The sequence below is a fragment of the Bacillus sp. UNC41MFS5 genome, assembly GCF_000686805.1.
On sequence record NZ_KK366018.1, the window covers coordinates 221,107 to 243,572 of the forward strand.

The following is a 22,466-nucleotide window of genomic DNA, read 5'->3' on the forward strand; positions in this document are numbered from 1 at the left end:
TCTTGGATAATGTTAAAACTATTCTTTGATTAAAAAGGAGTTTTTAACATATAAAAAAGAACCGAAAAATCGGTTCTTCCTTTGCTAAAGCCATTTAATCTTGGGCTCTGTCTTATTCATAATTCGTTTAATATTTGCTCGGTGACGATAAATGACAAACGACGCAAGGAACAGGACGACAATGAGAAGAGGGATGTCCCATTCATCAACCACCCCCGAAACAAGGGCAAACATCACGGCTGTAATCCCTGCTATCATTGAAGATAAGGAAACATATTTTGATATGTATAAACTAATAAAAAAGAAAATTAATACGGTAATAAACATATAAGGTGCATAAAACAATACGACACCACCAGAGGTAGCAACCGCTTTTCCCCCACGAAACCCTGCGAAGATTGGATAGGTGTGCCCGACAACTGCAAAAATACCTGCCATTAATGGATTTATATCAACTTGGAAGAGATGCGGCAAGGCGGCAGCTAAGGTCCCTTTCAGGATGTCAGCAAGTGTAACCACTAATCCAGCTTTTACACCTAGTGTACGAAAGGTATTGGTCCCTCCTAAATTTCCACTCCCATGTTCACGAATATCTGTTTTATAAAAAACCTTACCGATAATTAAACCAGAGGGGATCGAACCAAGTAAATAAGCCAGAATGACTACTAAAATAATTTGAATCATTAACAAATTCTCCTTCTACAAAAAGATCCGGTCCTTCTATTTTACCATGGAATTTAGAAAAAACACTATTAATCCTTTCACATGTATTTGCTTTTTTAAATCTGGTCAAAAGTAAGAACAAATAGGGTCAATTTTATTACGAAAATAAGAAGAATTTTCAAACCATTTGTTAATCCATTGAAAGCCATGCATGGAGTCAATATAATTTAGATAAAATCATAGAAATACATACTAAACCGACCGAAGTATCTTAATAAATGGTCGGTTTTATCATATTATCCTGAATGAAAGAAAGAGGTGCTTCAAAGTGGCGGCTAATATTCAACCATACTTAACTTACCAATACAAAGATGTGAAACAGCTTGAAAAAGAAATTTCCAAACAAAAGAAGTTAACGAAAGCTTTATTAAACTTTCAAGACCACCTTATCTATGTTACTGACAACGAGGATATTATCGAATTCAATCAAGCCTTTAGTAATTTTACTGGAATCAGTAAGGCTCAGACACAGCTACCTAAAATGAAATACCTTTCTAGTTTTTTTGTAGAAGATGCCAATTATTTTTATCCAATCGATAAAAGAAGATGGTTTGAAGAAATCATAGAAATGGGAAAAAACTCTGTAAATATGCACTGGATCAACATCAATAGTGAAGAGAGTTACTTTAATTTAAAATATGAGTCCATACCGGGTTCGAACCAATACTTATGTGTCTGTATGGATATCACCAATTTAGAGAAGGAGAAGAGAGAGAACAGACAATTATTCCTGATGGATTCTTTAACTTACAGTATAAACCAATTGGAAATAAATGCGATCTTAGAGGTGGAAATGAGACGTGCCGAACGATTAACCCAGCCTTTTTCGATGATTATCATGGATGTTGATTTCTTTAAACATGTGAATGAACGGTTTGGGCAAGATGCAGGTAATAAAGTACTCTCTACCATTTCCATCATCGTTCAGCAACGGATTCGCGAATCAGATATTTTTGCCCGTTGGGGTAGAGAAGAATTTATATTATTCACTCCTGGAACCGACGGAAATGGGGCACAGGAATTAGCAGAATCCATCCGTTCGATTATTGAGGAATTTCATTTTGAGAATATCGATAAGATCACTTGCAGCTTTGGAATCTCCGTGTATTCTAAAGGGAAAGCGAAAGAGGAATTAATTTTAGAGGCGAATCAAGCACTCTCTTTTTCAAAAGACCGTGGGAGAAACTGTGTAACTCTTTACAAATAAGAAGTAAAGAATGCGACCCTTTAAGCTGTTTATTATGTTTTTTTTTGAAAATATAGGTAAAATAAAGAAAAAGACCCTAGGAGTGAATATGATGACTATTGAAAATCCAAGTCGCAATGAAATTGGAATTATTTTAAAAAAGGCAAAAAGAATTGCGGTAGTTGGTTTGAGTAATAATCCTGAACGAACTTCCTATCAAGTGTCTGAAGCGATGCAAAAAGCGGGCTATGAAATTATTCCGGTGAATCCCACGATTGAATCTGCATTAGGAGTGAAAGCCGTTGCATCTCTCAAAGATATTGAAGGACACGTGGACATTGTTAATGTTTTCCGCAGGTCAGAACAATTGTTCGATGTTGCGAAGGAGTTTGATGAGATTGATTCAGATATCTACTGGGCCCAGCTTGGCCTTGAAAACGAAGAAGCCTATGAATTCTTAAAAAACAAGGGATATACGGTTATAATGAATCGTTGCATTAAAGTCGAACATGCGATATCTAGAGCTTAAAAATCCAACCCTAAAACTGCTAATATTTAGCAGTTTTTTTATTTTTAACACGCTTTAAACCCATGATTATATTATTACAAAAATATGTTGTTTAAAATTACGTATTTGCTAAATCGAAATAAATCGCTACAATATAGCATAGACGCCGCAAGATTTATGTTAAAATAAGAAGCGGCAAACATTGGTTCTATTTTTAATTTTATAAAAAGATAATATAAAGAATGACTAATCAATTAGTTCATGAGCAATTAGAAGGATACTTCTTTTTGTAGGGAATGAAAGGGGTATTTTAGTGGCAAGGAATCAGCAAGTTTTTGATTATAATGATGATGCCATACAGGTACTAGAGGGTCTTGAGGCGGTTAGGAAACGACCAGGAATGTACATTGGCAGCACCGATTCACGCGGTCTTCACCATCTTGTTTATGAGATTGTCGACAATTCTGTCGATGAAGCACTTGGTGGATTTGGTGATCAAATCATTGTCAAAATTCATAAAGATAATTCAATTAGTGTCAATGACCGTGGACGCGGAATGCCTACTGGTATGCACAAAATGGGGAAACCGACACCAGAGGTTATCTTGACCGTGCTTCATGCCGGCGGAAAGTTCGGCCAAGGCGGTTATAAAACAAGCGGTGGTTTGCACGGAGTGGGTGCATCTGTTGTTAATGCCTTATCAGAATGGTTAACTGTCACCATCAAAAGAGACGGTTTCGTATATGAACAGCGTTTTGAAAATGGAGGGAAACCCGCAACTACCCTCGAAAAAATCGGCAAAACCAATCAAACGGGAACAACGATTCATTTCAAACCAGATCCAACTATTTTTTCAACGACCACTTTTAATTTCGAAACGTTATGTGAGAGGTTAAGGGAGTCAGCCTTCTTGTTAAAAGGTTTGAAAATCGAAATTATCGATGACCGAAATGATTTCCATGAAGTCTTTCATTATGAAAATGGGATTGAAGCGTTCGTTGCCTATTTAAACGAAGAGAAGGATGTCCTCCATCCAGTTGTCAGTTTAGAGGGTTCTCAGCATGGAATTGAAGTGGATTTTGCCTTTCAATTTAATGATGGTTATTCAGAAAATGTCCTCTCCTTTGTAAATAATGTCCGTACAAGAGATGGCGGTACCCATGAGGCCGGGGCAAAAACAGCGATGACGAGGGTATTTAATGATTATGCTCGTAAGGTTTCATTCTTAAAAGACAAAGACAAAAACCTTGATGGTGCAGATATCCGCGAAGGATTATCGGCAATTATCTCCGTTCGAATCCCGGAAGAATTGCTCCAGTTTGAAGGACAAACAAAAGGGAAATTGGGAACAAGTGAAGCTAGGTCAGCCGTCGATTCAGTTGTTTCTGAGCACCTCTCCTATTTTCTAGAAGAGAACCCTGATATTAGCTCCCTGCTTATCAAAAAATCGATCAAAGCCTATCAAGCAAGAGAGGCGGCCAGAAAAGCACGTGAGGACGCTCGTAGCGGAAAAAAACGCAAGCGTTCGGATGCTGTTTTGTCTGGTAAACTAACACCCGCCCAATCACGAAATCCGCAAAGGAACGAACTCTACCTGGTGGAGGGTGATTCCGCAGGAGGTTCAGCGAAACAGGGACGTGATCGACGTTTTCAAGCAGTCCTTCCACTAAGAGGTAAAGTCATTAATACCGAAAAAGCTAAGCTTGCTGATATTTTTAAGAATGAAGAAATCAATACGATTATCCATGCCATCGGCGGTGGAGTTGGTTCCGATTTCAGTGTGGAAGACATCAATTATGACAAAATTGTCATTATGACCGATGCCGATACAGATGGAGCACATATTCAAGTTCTACTGCTTACTTTCTTTTATCGCTATATGAAGCCATTGTTAGAAGCAGGAAAAGTGTTTATTGCCCTGCCGCCGCTGTATAAGGTGAGTAAAGGGACAGGCAAAAAGGAAATCATTGAATACGCATGGAGTGATGATGATCTCCAGGATGCTATAAAAAAAGTTGGCAGAGGCTATATCATTCAACGTTATAAAGGACTGGGCGAAATGAACGCCGACCAACTTTGGGATACAACGATGGATCCAGAAACACGCACTTTGATTCGTGTGAAAATTGATGATGCTGCAAGAGCGGAACGCCGGGTAACCACTCTGATGGGTGATAAGGTGGAACCGCGCCGCAAATGGATAGAAAGTAATGTAGCATTTGGCTTAGAAGAGGATGACACAATTTTAGAAAATGAAAATATTACGGTCTCCGAGGAGGGTTCTGAAGGATGAGTACAAATGAAAAATTCCGTGACTTGCCTCTAGAAGATGTAATTGGTGATCGTTTTGGTCGATATAGTAAATATATTATTCAAGAACGAGCTCTTCCGGATGCACGTGACGGTTTAAAACCGGTGCAGCGGAGAATTCTTTATGCAATGCATTTTGAAGGAAATACGCACGATAAAGGTTTTCGTAAATCTGCGAAAACTGTCGGTAACGTTATTGGTAACTACCATCCACATGGTGATTCATCTGTGTATGAGGCAATGGTACGGATGAGTCAGGATTGGAAGGTTAGAAATGTTCTCGTCCAAATGCATGGAAACAACGGCAGCGTCGATGGTGACCCGCCTGCTGCGATGCGTTATACAGAAGCAAGGCTATCCGCTATTGCTGCAGAATTAATGCGTGATATCGAAAAAGATACGGTCGAATTTATTCCTAACTTTGATGATACTTCAAAAGAGCCAACGGTTTTGCCTGCGATGTTCCCAAACCTGCTTGTCAATGGATCAACAGGAATCTCTGCGGGGTATGCAACAGATATTCCTCCACATCACCTTGGCGAAGTCATTGACGGGGTTATCAAGAGAATGGACCATCCAGATTGTTCCGTTGAGGAACTCATGACGATTGTCAAAGGACCAGATTTCCCAACTGGCGGTATCATTCAAGGAATTGATGGAATTAAAAAAGCCTATGAAACTGGTAAAGGAAAAATTATTGTCCGCAGCAAAGCTGACATTGAAGAGGTTCGTGGCGGTAAGCAGCAAATCGTTATTACGGAAATTCCGTATGAGGTGAATAAAGCCAATCTCGTCAAAAAAATGGATGAGTTCCGTCTCGATCGTAAAGTGGAAGGAATTTCAGAAATCCGCGATGAAACAGACCGGACAGGTCTCAGAATTGTCATTGAACTGAAGAAAGATGCAGATGCGGCAGGAGTCTTAAACTATTTATATAAAAATAGTGATCTTCAAGTAACCTATAATTTTAATATGGTTGCGATTCACAAGAAACGTCCAAAATTAATGGGACTTAGAGAATTATTGGATGCTTATATCGAGCACCAAAAAGAAGTTGTCACCAGAAGGTCCCAATATGATCTTAATAAAGCCAGAGAACGACAGCATATCGTTGAAGGTCTGATGAAGGCTTTATCAATCCTTGACGAAGTGATTGCTACCATTCGTGCATCTAAGGACAAACGAGACGCGAAGGACAATTTGATCGCAAAATTTGCCTTTACAGAGCCGCAATCAGAAGCAATTGTTTCCTTACAGCTATATCGTTTAACAAACACCGATATCACTGCCCTAAGACAGGAAGCGGAAGAGTTAGCGAAGAAGATCGAAGAGCTTACAAGCATTTTAGCAAGTGAGAAAACTCTTTTCTCTGTGATTAAAAAAGAATTAAGAGACGTCAAAAAACGTTTTGCAGATGAACGTCGTTCAAAGATTGAAGCAGAAATTGAAGAATTGAAAATCAATCTGGAAGTAACTGTCCCAAGTGAAGATGTTATTGTAACGATTACGAAACAAGGATACGTAAAACGGACAAGTACTCGTTCCTATGCGGCTTCCAATGGTCAGGATCTAGCAATGAAGGATTCAGACCGTTTATTAGCGCAACTCGAAATGAATACGAAGGATGTCCTGCTTCTCTTCACAAATAAAGGAAACTACTTATTCTGTCCTGTTCATGAGCTGCCAGATATCCGCTGGAAAGACCTTGGACAACATGTTGCTAATATCATTCCAATTGACCGTGATGAAGAAATCATCCAAGCGATTCCAGTCAAGGACTTTGAGGCTGATCTATTCCTTGTCTTTGTCACGAAAAATGGCATGGCCAAGAAAACGGAGTTAAAACAATACAAAGCACAACGATATTCTAAACCTCTTGTTGGTATCAACCTAAAAGATGATGATCAAGTAATTGATGTTCATTTAACCGATGGAACAAAAGAATTATTCTTGATTACCCACTTAGGATATTCATTATGGTTTCATGAAGAAGAAATTAGTATTGTTGGTGCTCGTGCTGCAGGTGTGAAAGGGATCAATTTAAAAGATGATGATTTCGTGATTGGTGGAAAAATCATTCATCCAGACAGTAACGAAACAATCGTTATCGCTACACAGCGTGGAGCTGTAAAGAGAATGAAAATGAAAGAATTTGAAAAAGCTACTCGTGCCAAACGCGGCGTAGTAATTTTAAGAGAGCTCAAATCAAATCCACACCGCATTGCGGGATTTGAAATTGCCAATGAGCAAGATGTGATTTTTATCCACACGGAAAAAGGACATCTCGAGGAACTTAATACAATTGATATTCACTACAGTGACCGATATTCCAATGGTTCATTTATTCTGGATGAAGAGGAAAACGGAAAGGTTACCACTGTTTGGAAAGTATCTGCACCGGAAAAACCTAGTGAATAAATGTTTACGGGACACTCTAAAAATTAGAGTGTCCTTTTTCATCTTTTTTCCAAAACTGGTCATACTAACAAGTAATAGAGTTTCTGGGGGGGTTCATGGATGAAAAAAGAGATGATTTTGGTCATTGTTTCATTTTTTCTCATGTCACTTACTGCAATTACTGGGGTATATGCGATTGAGGAAACGACAAAAATAATCACTATTTCAAATGAAAAAGCAGATATTACCGGTGACGGAAAAGAGGAAGAAATACTTTTAAAGGGGGTTCCTTATCAGAAAGAGGAGGCATTTTTGGAGAAAATCTATATTGAAATTAATGCTTCACACGGAAAGAAATACACCATTCCTCTAAATAGTGGTTCTAAGGCGGCATTGGAACTTGTAGATTTAAACAATGATGGAGTGAAAGACCTATTTGCAAGTGTGTTGAAAGGGGGGAATGAGCGAACTGTTCAGAATTACTCCTATTCAATTAGGAATTTTGAACAGACGAAACTAATTCTGCCAGAACCACTTGAAATGGATAGCCATTTTCTTCATGGATATAAAGCAGAGATTAAACTCGCCAAAACAGGAAAGTCTTATCTGTTTGATTTAAAGGACCGTCAGAAGTATTATAAAAAACTTGGATTATATAATCATGGGAAGCTAAATGAGCCGACTGAGTTAACCGTTAATCCATTTAACCGTCTCCAACCTATACCTATAGAGAACAACCAAGTGGGGTTACTAGGTGAACAGCGGATTACCGGGATTGCCAATGCTGACGTGATTGCTTCTGTTGATTCAACTTGGTCATTTAACCAAGGTCAGTGGAAGTTAATTCGGATAGTTGTTCATAAAGAACGGAATAAATAGCTGTATTATATCGACACAGGAGATCCTGTGTTTTTATTTTGCAAAAATTTGACGAGATTTCCAGACGAGAATATACTTATTCTTGCCAAATTTATCAAGGGAGTTGGATAAAAAAACTAATTTCATATCAATTGTTCATATTTAGTTCATAAAAATAAGCTACAGTTACTCTTAATCAATTAAAAAACGGAGTTGAAGGATATTGATTAAATTAACCAAATTTCTAAAACCATTTCAATTAGCCATTTATCTGGTTTTAGGTCTTGTCCTCTTACAATCATTATCAGAATTATATTTGCCAACGTTAATGTCCGATATCGTTGATAAAGGGGTTGTCAAAGGAGACTCGGGCTACATATGGAAAATTGGCGGTTTTATGCTGCTTGTGGCGGCAGGGGGGATGATTTGTTCGATTGCTGCTAGTTTCTACTCAGCAAAAGCAGCCTCAGGCTTTGGAAAGTTATTACGAAGCAAAATTTTCTCACACGTTGGAAACTTTTCACTGCATGAGTTTGATCAGCTAGGAACAGCCTCGCTGATTACTAGAACAACCAACGATATAACTCAGATCCAGCAGGTATTAGTGATGATGCTCCGAATGATGGCGATGGCACCGATGATGTGTATTGGCGGGATCATCATGGCGTATTCAAAAGATGCGAAACTTACCTTAGTTCTTGCTGTTGCTCTGCCTGTTCTCGTGCTGGCAATCGTGATCATTGCAAGAAAAGGGATTCCACTTTTTAAAGCGATGCAAATAAAGTTAGATAATCTCAATCGGGTTTTACGTGAAAACTTAACCGGGATTCGTGTCATTCGCTCTTTTAACCGAGTGGAGCATGAGAAGAAGCGTTTTGATGAAGCGAACTGGGATTTAACCGAAACAGCCATTAAAGTAAATAAAATTATGGCAGCGATGATGCCGATTATGATGGTGGTCCTTAACCTTTCCTCGGTCGCGATTGTCTGGTTTGGCGGACTGCGGATTAGTAATGGCCATATGCAGGTCGGAGATATGATGGCGTTTATCCAATATGCGATGCAAATTATGTTTTCATTCATTATGCTGTCGATGATGTTTGTCATGATCCCCAGAGCATCGGTCTCTGCCGTTCGAATCAATGAAGTACTGGAAACACAAGCAGATATTAAAGATCCATCCTCGTCAAAAGTAGAGGATGGAATAAAAGGCTTTGTTGAGTTTCAAGACGTAACATTCAGTTATCCAGGCGCGGAAATGCCGGCAATTTCAAATATCTCTTTTTCTACTAAACCTGGTGAAGTAACGGCAATAATTGGCGGAACCGGTTCAGGAAAATCAACACTTATTAACTTAATTCCACGTTTTTATGATGTCGATAGCGGTAAAGTCCTTGTCGATGGGATAGATGTCAGGGATATGGCACAAGAAAAACTTCGTGAAAAGATAGGGTTTGTCCCACAGCAATCCGTCCTTTTCACCGGAACAATTGCAGAGAACATCCGCTATGGAAAAGAAAATGCAACAGCAGAAGAGGTTGATCATGCCGCAGAAGTGGCGCAAGCGAAAGAATTTATTTCAAACATGCCAGAAGGCTTTAATGCGGTAATCTCCCAAGGGGGAACAAACGTTTCCGGAGGGCAAAAACAGCGATTGTCGATTGCACGAGCCCTGGTACGAAAGCCGGAAATCTATATATTTGATGACAGCTTCTCTGCATTGGACTTTAAAACCGATGCAAAACTTCGTGCTGCCCTTAAAAACGAAACGGGGAACTCAACGGTACTCATTGTAGCTCAGCGTGTTAGTACTATAATCGACGCTGATCAGATTATTGTTCTCGATAACGGTGAAATATCTGGTATCGGGAAACACAAAGAATTAATGGAATCATGTGCGGTTTATCGCGAGATTGTCATGTCACAGCTGTCAGAGGAGGAAATCGCATGAGTAAAGATTCCAATCAAAACCACACGCAAGAGACAGGAGCTAGAAAACCTGGCCCTGGACCAGGCGGCGGATTTGGCCCAATGGGAATGGGCATGCCTGTCCAAAAAGCAAAGAACTTTAAAGGGACCCTAAATAGACTTATCAGCTATTTGAAGCCATATAAACTACAGCTTTTAGCGGTTTTAATTACAGCCATTATCAGTACAATTTTTGCGATTGTCAGCCCTAAAATATTGGGGAAGGCGACTACTAAGTTATTTGAAGGTTTGATGATGAAGTTTAGAGGAATCCCTGGAGCTAAAATCGATTTTGATTATATCGGTCAAATTATTATTTTACTCATTGGCCTATATATTCTAAGTGCAATATTTGCCTATATCCAACAATATATTATGGCAGGTGTCGCGCAAAAGACAGTTTACAATCTTCGTAAAGAGGTAGAGGAGAAATTGAACCGGCTGCCGCTAAAATACTTTGATTCACGTACACATGGTGAAATTCTCAGTCGTGCGGTTAATGATGTCGATAATATTAGTACGACCTTACAGCAAAGCTTAACCCAGCTGATTACCTCCGTTGTTACGATTATCGGTGTAATTATCATGATGCTGTCGATTAGTCCATTAATGACGCTGATTGTCATTTTGACACTTCCGCTAAGCGGTGTAGCGATTGCTAAGATCGCTAAAAAGTCACAACAGTATTTTAAAGGGCAACAAAAATCATTAGGCCAATTAAATGGGCATGTGGAAGAAATGTATACAGGTCATAAAGTAGTCAAAGTTTTTGGCCACGAACAGAAATCAATTGAAACATTTGAGGGAATCAATGAAACTCTCTACCAATCCGCTTGGAAAGCACAATTTGTATCCGGGTTGATCATGCCGCTGATGGGTTTTATCAATAATATCGGCTATGTTCTCGTATCAGTCGTTGGTGGAATCTTGGTAACGAAAAAGGCGATTGAAATTGGTGATATACAGGCATTTATCCAATATGCACGTCAATTTTCCCAACCTATTGCTCAAACCGCATCAATCGCAAACGTCATTCAATCCACCATCGCAAGCGCCGAACGTGTCTTTGAAATTTTGGATGAAACAGAAGAGGTGCCGGAAGCTGTTGATGCGAAGGTGATCACTAGTCCAAAAGGTGAAGTAACCTTTGACCATGTAAGTTTTGGTTACGAGGAAAATGAACTTTTAATCAAAGATATGGAAATCGATGTGAAACCAGGTCAGACAGTAGCGATTGTCGGCCCAACAGGAGCGGGCAAAACCACATTAATTAACTTGCTGATGCGTTTCTATGAAATTAATTCTGGCAGCATATTCATTGATGGAGTAGATACGAGAGAGTTAAAAAGGGAACATCTAAGGAGTTTGTTTGGTATGGTGCTTCAGGATACTTGGTTATTTAATAGTACGATTTTTGATAATATTGCCTATGGAAAAGAGGGAGCAAGCAAAGAAGAGGTGGTGGCAGCGGCTCGCGCGGCCAACGCTGATCACTTTATTCGAACGCTGCCAGATGGGTATGATACGATTTTGAATGAAGAGGCGTCCAACATTTCTCAGGGGCAAAAACAACTGTTAACGATAGCTAGGGCGATCCTTGCTAATCCAGCGATCCTTATTCTGGATGAAGCGACCAGCAGTGTCGATACGCGAACAGAGGTTCAAATCCAAAAAGCGATGAACCACTTGATGAAAGGGAGGACCAGCTTCGTAATCGCTCATAGATTGTCGACGATTCGGGATGCTGATTTAATTCTAGTAATGAATAACGGAAGTGTAATAGAAAAAGGAACACATGTGGAATTACTAGAACAAGGCGGTTTTTATGCAGACCTGTATAATAGTCAGTTTACAGGGAGCAATTCGATGAAAAATGTGGGTTAAAGGAATGCGTTTAGGGAGCTTAGGAGCTTTCTGAATGCTTTTTTGTATGAAAATTTATTAAAAATTTTGTTCCGTCTCATTTTCTTAAGTATACTTAGGAATTGAGATATTTTATATTTTAGTTACCATAATAATATTATGTAAACTGATAAAAAACATAAACAAAGACTGCCATGAAAATGACAGTCTTTGTTTATTCTATTTGTTCTTTCGGCATATCCATTTTATCCACAGCAATTTTTAAATCATCATTCTTAATATGCGTATAGATCATCGTCGTTTGGATCGATGAATGACCTAATTGTCGTCTTAATTTTGGTACATCATTAATTTCAGCATGATATCTGGTTGCGAATGAATGCCGGAGCTTATGTACGGATAACGATGGTTTACCAAATGCGGTTGCATATTTTTCTATCAGATTTTCAACAGCTCTAACTTTTAATCTTCGCGATTTTACTTTAGGACCTGTTGGGCCACTAACAAATAAGGCCTTTTCATTTTTATCAACGTTGTATTTGGCAGTTCTGACTGCTAAATATTCTTGGAGGTCAGCCATCGCCACTTGGCTAAAATAAACGAATTGTTCTTTATTTCCTTTGCGGATTACTCTGACACAATACTTACTATAATCAATATCGTCTAATTCAATCCCAACTAATTCCGAAAGACGCAGCCCGGATCCTAAGATTAATGAGACAATGGCTGTATCACGTTCCTTATTTAATTGATAAAAGTTAAAGAGTTTTTTATTATCTTTATTTATTTCACCATATTCATTCGCAACAAATAAGCGAAATTTCTCATATTCATCTCCGAGAAGGATTTTACCTTCCATCTTAGTTGCCTTAGTTTCCATGCTGTCTTTTACTTCATTAAATTCAATCTTCGCCATGACATTACGGTTCATATAAGGCCTTAAGTCAGGTGTTTCAGCAATGTTTTGTAAATAATTAAACAGTGATTTTAAAGCAGATAATTTCCGATTTACGGTAAGTTCTTTATTATTTAATTGATAGTGCAAATAGTTTAAAAAACCTTCAACCTCCAAGACGGTCAGTTGCTCTAAACGCTCTAAAGGAATATCTTTGACGGTGCCTGACACCATTTGCTCGCTGATCATCCAGTTAAAGAAGATTTTATAATCATGACAGTAATTAAATAAGGAAGCCGTCGAAAGCTTACGTAACTTATGATTAATATATTCGTCTACATACCAAGGAAGTTCTTTGAGCAGCGTTTGAAGTTTTTGAAATTGTTGCTGCTTTGATTGATTTACCATAAAATCACCCCACTTCTATATTTTACTAAATCAACATAACTGCGTCAAATTTATATTTTACGCAGTTTATATATTTAAGATTAAAGTATTAAAATAATTCTAACTTTATCAAAAAATACTGCCTCCTTTCTACTTGAGACAGCATTTTTAGATTCCTTTTATTGTTCTGCTGGTTTTAGTATATAATAAAATTCCTTTCTAATATAAACATGATAACTTTTCTTTTCGAGTTTAATCTTCGATCTTAAACCATGGACCAGAAGCCTGAATTATCCCCCAAAGTTTTTCTGGAAGCTCAATATAGCTCACTTGTGAAGTCTTAATTGCCGTCTTAATTTCAGTTTCCTTTCCATTCTGAACCTTTTCTACCCAGTCTGGATTCATGATTAATCCATGACCAACCGCTGCTAAGGATAGACCCTTACCTAATGCTATTGCAACATGATCAGCAGTTACCATAGAACCAGCAGCCATTACAGGAACTCTGCTGTTTACATGTTCAACAATTAATTCAAGATATGTTTTTTCATCTTGACTATCCACTGGCTTTGAAGAAAGAGCATCAGCCAATGAAGCATGTACATAATCAACATCTGCTTCGATAAGACGATTAATTAATTCGTAGGTATCCTTCATTCTCAAACCGCCTTCTTCATGTTCGTCAGGTGAAATTCTGTAGCCGAAAATAAACGGTTTTGTTGCATGCTTCTTAATCACATTTTTCAATTCCTGTACGACTGCCAATGGGAAACGCAACCGATTTTCTAGAGAGCCACCCCATTCATCCCCACGTCTATTGAAGAATGGAGAGAAGAAGTTTTGCAGTAAAAAACCGTGTGCACCATGAACTTCAACACCATCAAACCCAGCTTCAATCGCTCGTCTTGTTGTTTCTCCAAACGCATGAATCACTTCCATTATTTCATCATGTGAAAGTTCTCTAGGTAAAACTGAAGGAGCAAATCCAGTAGCTTCAGTCTCTACAGCACTGGAACTAACCACCTCACCATTTGGAGTTAAAGATGGTAGTGCTTTGTTACCTGCATGGAAAATCTGAAGTATTGCAGGAGCTCCTCCACTTTTCCCCGCTTCCGCCAATTTCCGTAGACTTGGAATAAATTTATCGTCATAAGCTGCGAATTCATGCGTAAAACCTATCCCGTTTGGTTGTACATGAGTACAGCCAGTGATAACAAGTCCTACTCCGTTGACTCTTCTTTTATAATAGTTCACTTCTTCATCTGAAATGGTGTAATCATCATTACTGGACCAAGTTGTCATTGGAGCCATAACGACTCTATTTTTAATGGTGATACCATTGTTAAATGTAAGTGATTCAAATAAGTTGCTATATTTTGTGTTCATTTTTTAACCTCTTTCTATTTGTTTATTTATTATTTTGTAAAGGTTTATCGACCCTTCATGTGTTCAACTGGTGCAAGAATAGATTAATCCTTGGAGTGCACTCTAAGGCCAGTGTTTTATCATTTGTATTTTTTTCCATAAAAATATGATTGCGAAAGCCGTCTGTATGAGATTTATCAAAAAATCTCAAATAGAAAAAACAACTGGTAACTTAATTTGTAGAGAAACAGTCTCCTAATTCATTTTCATAATAATTAATTTTTTTATCCAGATGCTCTAAACTTTGACGAAGCTTCTCAAAGTCTTCCACTACTTTTTTTCGATGATTTTTAAGTAGGGCTAACCTATCTTCCATTGTTTCATCCCCAACATGCCCCCACATGGCAAATTGCTTCATGTCTTTTAGAGACATCCCCGTATTTTTTAGATGGAGCAATGATTCAATCCACAATTTATTTTCATCCGAATAGATTCTGACATTGTTATCGTCTCTGTTTACTTTTATTAATCCTTCCTTTTCATAAAATCTCAAGGTATGTTCGCTTAAACCAACGATTTTAGAAAATTCTCCAATAGAATATGTCAATTTAACCGCCTCCATTAAATCTGATATGTCTATATCTTCCTTCATTTTTAATTTGTAACACAAAGTATGATAATACTTAGAGTGTACTCTAAGTCAAGGGATTATATTTTGTCTCTCTATGGCGCATTAACATTTTTTATATTAATTTGGTTTCGTCAAGCAATAAAAAAGGAAAACTCGCCAATACTACGAATTTTCCTTTTTTATAGTTATCCCATTCCTTTTTCAACCATTTTCGGTCTAGACCGCTATCAGAATGTTTCGCAATACGTGAGTTTACCAGGACTCCGCTTAAGGAACTTATCGCCATAAAAACGCCAAAAGCTCCTGCACTCATTCCAAAATCTTCAATAAAATACAAGGATAAGTAGGGCTGAGTAATGGAAATACCGATACCGACAAGCAGCATACAAATGACGAATAGATAATAACCTTTAATCGCAAACAGGTTTTTTAACCGTGCAAACACATGTAGTCCTCCCTAGCCTTCAAGCCTACGTTTCTACAATTAAGGAATCTTGTAGATCGCCATTTTTTAACAATTAAAATTATGGTTTATAATTTCAATTAGTTTAAATTCTTTGTTCTCATATTCAAATTTCAATATGCAACAATTGCTAATTCTTTCTTTTTGTGTAATGGGACTTGTATGTTCCCAAAACTGCATAAATTTTCTACAAGCTGCTCCGTGGGATACTGCTAAAACCACTTCATTGTCTTCTTCCATTATTTTTTGACAAGTATCAGCAACTCTTTTTTGAAATTCTTTTTCTTCTTCTCCGCCATAATTGGCAAAAAAATCACCGTAAGGAAGTGATGGATTTAGATCTTCACTTTCACCTTCAAAAGATCCAAAATTCCATTCCTTTAATCCTTTTACTCTTGTATAAGGCATATCGGTCACAATTTCTAAAGTGTCACAAGCTCTTTCGGATGTTGAGCTATAAGCATGATCGAAAACAATATTGTGCTCTTTAAAATACTTTGCAGCAATCTCCGCTTGTTTAATACCTAGCTCTGTAAGAGGTGAATCACACCAACCTTGAACTTTCCTTCTTTTATTAAATAATGTTTGTCCATGTCTCATTAAATATAACGTCTTTATCATTTGTATCCCCCTCATTGAATATTAAAAATTACTTTTTCCACCATGATGAAATAGGAACAGACAACTTTCCATCCAATTGAACAGTTTCACCAATTTGTGGAGCGATGAGAATCACATCATTTTTCTTTGCCGCTTTTAATGCTCGTTCTATTGGTTCTGTCCAGCCATGATTCGCAAGTGTAAAGGCACCCCAATGCATTAACAACATATGCTTGCCTTTTACATCTATATTAGCCTGTACGGATTCTTCCGGAAACATATGAGCCCATGACCAGCGTCTATCATATTGACCGCCTTCTATTAAAGCGATATCAAAAGGTCCGTATTTATCGCCAATTTCCTTAAAATGTGTATCATAGCCGCCATCTCCACTGGTATAGAAACGGGTTTGTTTTCCAAGAATGACCCAACCACCCCAAAGGGTTGAATCTCGATTAAAAGGTCCTCTTCCTGAGAAATGTTTAGATGGGGTCAATGCAATGGTTAAACCCTGGAACTCAGTTTCATCCCACCAATTAAGTTCTGTAATTTTTTTTTTGCGACACCCCATCGAATCAAATGATTACTTACACCGTAAGGAACAAAGAAATGACCGACCTTGCTATTTAGCTTTTTTATAGATTGATAATCTAAATGGTCGTAATGATCGTGCGTAATAAAAACAGCATCAATAGGAGGCATTTCTTCAATCATATCCAACATATCTTCACTGAAACGTTTAGGTCCTACAAAGGAAACAGGTGAAGCTATGGGACCTAGCATGGGATCAAGGAGTATCTTTTTATTATCGATACTAAGTAAAAAAGCAGAATGCCCAAACCAGGATAAACTATCATCTTTGCTATTAATTTTGTTCCAATCAATCTCGGAAACAGGAATTTGACCAGCAGGATTGCGTTCTTTACCACCTGAATTAGAGTCCTCGAATGTGGAGGGGCTATTAGATGCACTCCCGTTCATCTTTGTTGATGCCCGATAGACAAATTTCCCGTTATCATAATTATCAAACGTATTATATACCTCTTTTTGTTCTTTACTTGGGTTACCGCCGAAAGCTGGATGTATGTTTATAAACAATGAAATGACAACTCCTAATACAACTAAAGAAACCAATAAAGATATCAATATTTTCCTTATTATTCTTTTCTTAGATTTTGATACAACATGACCGTTCAGTTTCTGTGTTGTAGTAAGTTCTTCGAAATTCGACATTCTACCACCCTGCCTCCATTATTAATTAAGAAACAAGATAAGCCGCCCCAAAAATGTAGGGCAGCCTTGTTACATTATGTTTCTTTTGTTCTTAAGAATTTTAGATATCAAATTTACTAGTACCAAGCCCTTTTACCATGGCAGGGTCTCTATGTGAGTAAAATAAACTCTCTTTTGTATCCAAGTTAACTACATACCCTTTCAAGTTAACATTACCTTTCTTGACTTGTAGGACGAATAATCATCTCATTAATGGCTACATCGGAAGGTTGTTCAATTGAAAAAGCAATGGCACGGGCAATGCTTTCAGCATCAATGGCAACATCTTCATAAAGTTTATCAATTCCAGGTTTTAAATCCATATCGGTGATCAAATTAATTAATTCAGACTGAACCGCTCCTGGTGAGATAATAGTTGAACGAATATTGTTTCCAGCCTCTTCTTTACGCAATCCTTCTGAAATAGCACGCACGGCGAACTTAGTTCCAGCGTAAACGGTGCTCCCAGGACCAACAAAGTGTCCTGCTACAGAAGAAAGATTAATAATATGACCGGATTTACGTTCTCTCATTGTTGGAAGAACAGCAGCAATGCCGTAAAGCACTCCTTTAATATTGACATCAATCATCTTGTTCCAATCATCAATCATTTTCTTATAAAGAAATGAATGTGGCATCACTCCGGCATTATTGACTAATACATCGATTTTTCCAAACTCTTTAAGAGCAACCTCGGCGAGTTCCTCCATTTGTTCATGCGAAGTCACATCAGTAACTTTATATATTACTTGACCGCTAGTATTTTGAATGTCTTGTTGTAAATGTTTTAAACGGTCTTCACGGCGTGCTGCAAGAACAAGTTTTGCGCCTTTGGAGGCAAGTTCTTTTGCAGTTGCTTCTCCAATCCCACTAGAGGCACCCGTAATAATGACGACTTTATCTTGAATATTAGACATACTAATAAAACATCCTTTCGTTATTTATTTTTCTTTTGAGAATACTTCTTTTGCAACTGTCATGGCTGACATTGCCTTCGCCCAACCTGCGTAAAAAGCAAGATGAGTCATTGCTTCAATAAGTTCTTCTTCTGAAAGACCGTTTTGTTTTGCTAAATTTAAATGGGATTTTAGTTGTTCTGTATTTCCACCAGTTAATAAAGAAGCAACGGTAATTAAACTGCGTTCACGCGGAGAAAGCTCCGTGCGCGCCCATACATCTCCAAACAAAACATCATCAGTTAATTGCACAAGCTTTGGCGCAAAATTTCCTAACTTTTTCTGTGCAACAGTAGGTTCTTTAGAATTAGACATTTTATATCCCTTCTTTCGTTTTACTTACTTCGGATTTAGCTAAGTTGGATGCCTGTAAAAAATAAAAACTTTCAGTGACCTCACAGAAAAAAATTCGTGTTATTTTAAGTTGTTATATTCATCATCTGTTACGGGTTCCAACCATTCGGTTTCTCCCTTTTGAACATTCGTACTTATCGCGAGATGTGTAAACCAGCTATCTGATGTAGCACCATGCCAATGTTTTACCTCAGGAAGGATCTTTATAACATCACCTTCGTGAAGCTCTTGTACGGGTTTGCCTTCTTCCTGATAATATCCTTTGCCACCGGTAACGAGGAGAATCTGACCACCTGGATGCTTATGCCAATTATTTCTAGCCCCTGGTTCAAAAGTCACATTACCTATGGGGCAATTAAAGATATTGTCATTTGGAACTAGCATTTCAAGATATGCAGCCCCTATGAAATGGTCATTCGGCACTTTTACACCTTTCGGGAAGATTACACTTTCGCTTATATCTTGAATATTAGACATAATAGAGAACATCCTTTCCTATTTGTTAATTCTATTTCGTATTCTGGAGGATAGTGATCTCCGGAATCTCGATATTTGAGAATGCTTTATTCAAATCACACCCATGCAACCGAGTCCGATTGCAGAAACCTCTATTCCTACTCCACCGTCTATAATGGAAAAAGCGTGTATAGAAATCACACGCTTTTTTATGGATTCCACACCTTAATGCACAATAGTATTTAGGTGGGTAGATTCACCTCAGAATTAGAAAAGAACATTAAATATCAAGTTTACGGGTTCCGATCCATTTCACCATTTCAGGGTCTTGATGTGAAAAGAACAAGCTTTGTTTCGTATCTAAGGTAGCAATTTTCTCCATATCTTCTTGGCTTAATTCAAAGTCAAAGATATTGAAGTTTTCGATGATTCTTTCCTTACGAACAGATTTTGGAATCGCAACGACGCCTCTTTGTGTTAACCAACGTAAAACCACCTGTGCAACGGATTTATTATAATTTTCAGCAATTGATACCAAAGTTTCGTTCTGGAACATGTTATTTTTCCCTTCAGCAAACGGTCCCCAAGACTCAATCTGAACATTGTTCTCTTTCATAAAGTTATGACTTTCAATTTGTTGATTGAAAACATGTGTTTCAACCTGATTTACGGCAGGAACAACTTCATTATGAATGATTAAATCAATAAGGCGGTCTGAATAGAAGTTACTTACTCCGATAGCTTTGATTTTTCCTTCCCGGTATAATTCCTCCATAGCTCGCCAAGAACCATATACATCGCCGAATGGCTGATGAATCAAATACAAGTCCAAATAATCCAATTTAAGTCTTTTTAGTGAATTGGCAAATGCTTTCTTTGTGCTCTCATAACCAGCATCCTGAACCCAAAGTTTTGTTGTGATGAACAATTCCTCTCTTGGCACACCGCTCCGCTTGATTGCTCTGCCGACTGCTTCTTCATTTAGATAAGAGGCAGCCGTATCGATTAGACGATATCCTGCCATTATCGCATCGTAAACAGCTTGTTCACATTCATTTTCATCCTGCATCTGAAAAACCCCAAAGCCAAGAATTGGCATTTCAACACCGTTGTTTAATGTTACTTTTTGCATGAAAAATTCCTCCTGTTAATTAAATTTTGAGTGTATTTTATTTTCCCACTCTATTTGCGTATTCTGCCGGGTAGCACTCGCCCGAAATTTCAATCTTTGATAGTGCGTCGTTCAAATCATCTAGTTCTTCAGGTGTCAGCTTAACTTCCGCTGCGTATTTCTATCAATATTCATACTGCTGTTTAGAAATATTCGTCTTAAAAATATCTCCCCTCTTCTTGATTTTTTAATAAAATGATGGCTTTGCCCAATCTGTATATGGTTCGCTTACTCCTAGACTGGTTTGAAGATATTTATCACTTTTTTCTTCAATAATATCCATGATTAATTGAGTTACAGCTTGACGCGTAACTTGCGCACCAATAAATGGCTCTCCTTTTTGGGTAATCATATATTTAGAATTCCCATTTTCGTTGTAAAGACATGTCAATCTTAAAAGAGTATGCATGGCATCAATGATTGCTTTTGTTGATTTATCGTCACCCATGTCGTTGATATATACAAGGTCAACATCTTTCATAGCATCAATCAGTTTATCTTTGTCTTTAAAATCACCGTCAAAGATAACTTCTCGGTTATCATCATTAATAGTTAAACGCTTATGACCGTTTCTGGCATAAAGAACGATTGAATGGTCAGTTCTATTGATCAATTCATTTCTTAACATACGGGCTATTTGACCTGCGGCACCTAAAATCAAAATTTTCATAGTAACTACTCCTCGTATAATAAATTTTGTCCCTTAAGTTAACGTAATCACTGCTGTTTGCGACTTGAAAGTTCATAGCCAGCGATAGAAACATCATCCACGTTCACTTGATAGCGAACGGGTAAGTCCCAATGAGGCGACAGTGATAAACAATGCCACTGCAACCGCAGCAGTACCAATCCAACAAATGGAAATTATCGATGAGCCACCCACGGCGATTCCCCCGATACCTGCGCCTGCTGCAAATCCAAGCTGCACAAATGTGCTGTTTAAACTAAGCATGATACCCGACGCTTCAGGAGCGATCGACAGTAGGTTAAAGTTCTGGGTCGGTCCGAACATCCAAACAGCAACCGACCAAATTATAAGTAACATAATGACGATAACTGCAAAGCCCGAAAGGGCAGACACCATTGCAAGACTTAGGGTTTGTAATACTATGCTGCCAATAAGTGTCCGAGTAGTACCAATCCGATCCGCTAGGAAGCCACCAAGTTTGGACCCGAACAAGCTCGCCATGCCCAATGCGAAGAGAATGACGCTAACTCCCCTTCCACTAATTGATATAGTAGAGGTCAAGAAGGGAGTGATATACGTATTGATCACTGAGTAGCCGATAAATACGAATAACGACACACCAAGGGCGAAAGCGACCTTTGGATTCTTTAACAGGGCGAGTTGCTCCCCCAGAGGGATAGATGCTTCACTTTGCATAGATGGGATTGTTATTGCAATAGCAATGAATCCCAGCACAGTAAAGATTCCAATGCCCCAAAAAATCACCTTCCAGTCATATGCGGAAGCAATTACACGCCCGATGGGTACACCGAGAACAAGGGAAACACTATAGCCCAATGCGATATTTGACATTGCTCCAGCCTGTCGTCCCGAAAGTGCCAAATTAGCTGCAGTGGAATAGGAGGTGACGACGAAGATACCAGTTCCAACTCCGAGTATGATCCGTGAAACCATCAGAAAACCAAAACCCGGAAGAGCAAGTGTCGAAACAACTCCAAGAAATATTATGGCTAGAGACAGTAACAGCTGCTTTCGCCGATCCAACTTTGCAGTCGCCATCATGAAGAGGGGCGTGCCGATTGCGTTAGCAAGAGCGAATACTGTAATTAGCTGTCCAGCAACCGATACGGAAACGTCGACTGAAGAAGCGACTTTATCTAGAATGCCAGAGATGACGAATTGTGAGGTGCCAACCAAGAAGCTGATGAGAGTTAGCATGTATATTTTCCACGTATTATTCATGGTGATCTATCTACTCCCTTATCAATAATTTGATCTTTTTATGTTGAAAATAATGATGTGCAATAACTTGCATCCTCATTATGCAACAAATGTAATCAATCCTGGTATCACAATCGTATCAAATGATTGCATAATCCTCTCACAACCATTTACGTAAAAGATGAATTAGCTTT

General features: G+C 38.3%; 19 protein-coding genes and 1 pseudogene. 7 read left to right on the forward strand and 13 right to left on the reverse strand.

The genetic code is table 11. From position 1 onward, the window contains the following. Nucleotides 1-84: 84 nt before the first annotated feature. Complete coding sequence (plsY, locus tag BR30_RS0124640; protein WP_026567330.1) at nt 85-684, reverse strand: glycerol-3-phosphate 1-O-acyltransferase PlsY; 600 nt, start codon at nt 682-684, stop codon at nt 85-87. Nucleotides 685-991: 307 nt separating this feature from the next. Here plsY and BR30_RS0124645 point away from each other — a divergent pair, with 307 nt between their 5' ends. From BR30_RS0124645 to BR30_RS0124675, 7 genes are all read left to right on the forward strand, one after another. Next, the gene (locus BR30_RS0124645; protein WP_026567331.1) at nt 992-1,930 is read left to right on the forward strand and encodes a sensor domain-containing diguanylate cyclase; all 939 of its coding nucleotides are present in this window, start codon (nt 992-994) and stop codon (nt 1,928-1,930) included. Between the two features lie 91 nt (nt 1,931-2,021). After that, on the forward strand, nt 2,022-2,438 hold the full coding sequence (locus BR30_RS0124650; protein ID WP_026567332.1) for a CoA-binding protein: 417 nt from the start codon (nt 2,022-2,024) through the stop codon (nt 2,436-2,438). 292 nt (nt 2,439-2,730) lie between these two features. Continuing rightward, a complete protein-coding gene (gene parE, locus BR30_RS0124655) occupies nt 2,731-4,710 on the forward strand; it encodes a DNA topoisomerase IV subunit B (RefSeq protein ID WP_026567333.1) in 1,980 nt (659 codons plus the stop codon). Then, entirely contained in the window at nt 4,707-7,145 is a 2,439-nt protein-coding gene (gene parC, locus BR30_RS0124660) for a DNA topoisomerase IV subunit A (protein WP_026567334.1), read from the forward strand. Before parE ends, parC begins: the two co-directional genes overlap by 4 nt. Nucleotides 7,146-7,244: 99 nt before the next feature. Beyond that, nucleotides 7,245-8,003 (forward strand): hypothetical protein, encoded by a 759-nt coding sequence (locus tag BR30_RS0124665; RefSeq protein ID WP_026567335.1) that lies wholly within the window; start codon nt 7,245-7,247, stop codon nt 8,001-8,003. A 202-nt stretch (nt 8,004-8,205) separates the two neighbouring features. Further along, entirely contained in the window at nt 8,206-9,933 is a 1,728-nt protein-coding gene (locus BR30_RS0124670) for an ABC transporter ATP-binding protein (protein WP_026567336.1), read from the forward strand. Beyond that, nucleotides 9,930-11,834, forward strand: coding sequence for an ABC transporter ATP-binding protein (locus BR30_RS0124675; RefSeq protein WP_026567337.1), 1,905 nt, complete (start codon nt 9,930-9,932; stop codon nt 11,832-11,834). The genes BR30_RS0124670 and BR30_RS0124675 overlap by 4 nt, the downstream gene beginning before the upstream one ends. A 193-nt stretch (nt 11,835-12,027) precedes the next feature. On the opposite strand, the gene xerS is transcribed toward BR30_RS0124675, so the two are convergent. From xerS to BR30_RS0124735, 12 genes and pseudogenes are all read right to left on the reverse strand, one after another. After that, nucleotides 12,028-13,116 (reverse strand): tyrosine recombinase XerS, encoded by a 1,089-nt coding sequence (xerS, locus tag BR30_RS0124680; protein ID WP_026567338.1) that lies wholly within the window; start codon nt 13,114-13,116, stop codon nt 12,028-12,030. A gap of 231 nt (nt 13,117-13,347) precedes the next feature. Further along, nucleotides 13,348-14,481, reverse strand: coding sequence for an NADH-dependent flavin oxidoreductase (locus BR30_RS0124685; RefSeq protein WP_026567339.1), 1,134 nt, complete (start codon nt 14,479-14,481; stop codon nt 13,348-13,350). A gap of 211 nt (nt 14,482-14,692) precedes the next feature. Beyond that, nucleotides 14,693-15,067 carry a MerR family transcriptional regulator gene (locus tag BR30_RS0124690; RefSeq protein WP_026567340.1) on the reverse strand — a complete coding sequence of 125 codons (375 nt, stop codon included), beginning with the start codon at nt 15,065-15,067 and terminating at the stop codon, nt 14,693-14,695. 136 nt (nt 15,068-15,203) lie between these two features. Continuing rightward, on the reverse strand, nt 15,204-15,536 hold the full coding sequence (locus BR30_RS0124695) for a hypothetical protein (RefSeq protein WP_026567341.1): 333 nt from the start codon (nt 15,534-15,536) through the stop codon (nt 15,204-15,206). A 66-nt stretch (nt 15,537-15,602) separates the two neighbouring features. Continuing rightward, nucleotides 15,603-16,175 (reverse strand): histidine phosphatase family protein, encoded by a 573-nt coding sequence (locus tag BR30_RS0124700; protein ID WP_026567342.1) that lies wholly within the window; start codon nt 16,173-16,175, stop codon nt 15,603-15,605. 28 nt (nt 16,176-16,203) lie between these two features. Next, nucleotides 16,204-17,300 (reverse strand): annotated as a pseudogene (locus tag BR30_RS34495) (MBL fold metallo-hydrolase). A 299-nt stretch (nt 17,301-17,599) separates the two neighbouring features. After that, complete coding sequence (locus BR30_RS0124710; RefSeq protein WP_026567343.1) at nt 17,600-18,343, reverse strand: SDR family oxidoreductase; 744 nt, start codon at nt 18,341-18,343, stop codon at nt 17,600-17,602. Between the two features lie 24 nt (nt 18,344-18,367). Further along, nucleotides 18,368-18,697: a carboxymuconolactone decarboxylase family protein gene (locus tag BR30_RS0124715; protein ID WP_026567344.1), complete on the reverse strand. Its 330-nt coding sequence runs from the start codon at nt 18,695-18,697 to the stop codon at nt 18,368-18,370. A gap of 99 nt (nt 18,698-18,796) precedes the next feature. Beyond that, the gene (locus BR30_RS0124720) at nt 18,797-19,213 is read right to left on the reverse strand and encodes a (R)-mandelonitrile lyase (protein ID WP_026567345.1); all 417 of its coding nucleotides are present in this window, start codon (nt 19,211-19,213) and stop codon (nt 18,797-18,799) included. 259 nt (nt 19,214-19,472) lie between these two features. After that, nucleotides 19,473-20,324, reverse strand: a complete 852-nt coding sequence (locus BR30_RS0124725) for an aldo/keto reductase (protein WP_026567346.1) — start codon at nt 20,322-20,324, stop codon at nt 19,473-19,475. A 226-nt stretch (nt 20,325-20,550) separates the two neighbouring features. After that, nucleotides 20,551-21,033 carry an NAD(P)H-binding protein gene (locus BR30_RS0124730; RefSeq protein ID WP_026567347.1) on the reverse strand — a complete coding sequence of 161 codons (483 nt, stop codon included), beginning with the start codon at nt 21,031-21,033 and terminating at the stop codon, nt 20,551-20,553. A 93-nt stretch (nt 21,034-21,126) separates the two neighbouring features. Continuing rightward, nucleotides 21,127-22,293, reverse strand: coding sequence for an MFS transporter (locus BR30_RS0124735; RefSeq protein WP_026567348.1), 1,167 nt, complete (start codon nt 22,291-22,293; stop codon nt 21,127-21,129). Between the last annotated feature and the right edge of the window lie 173 nt (nt 22,294-22,466).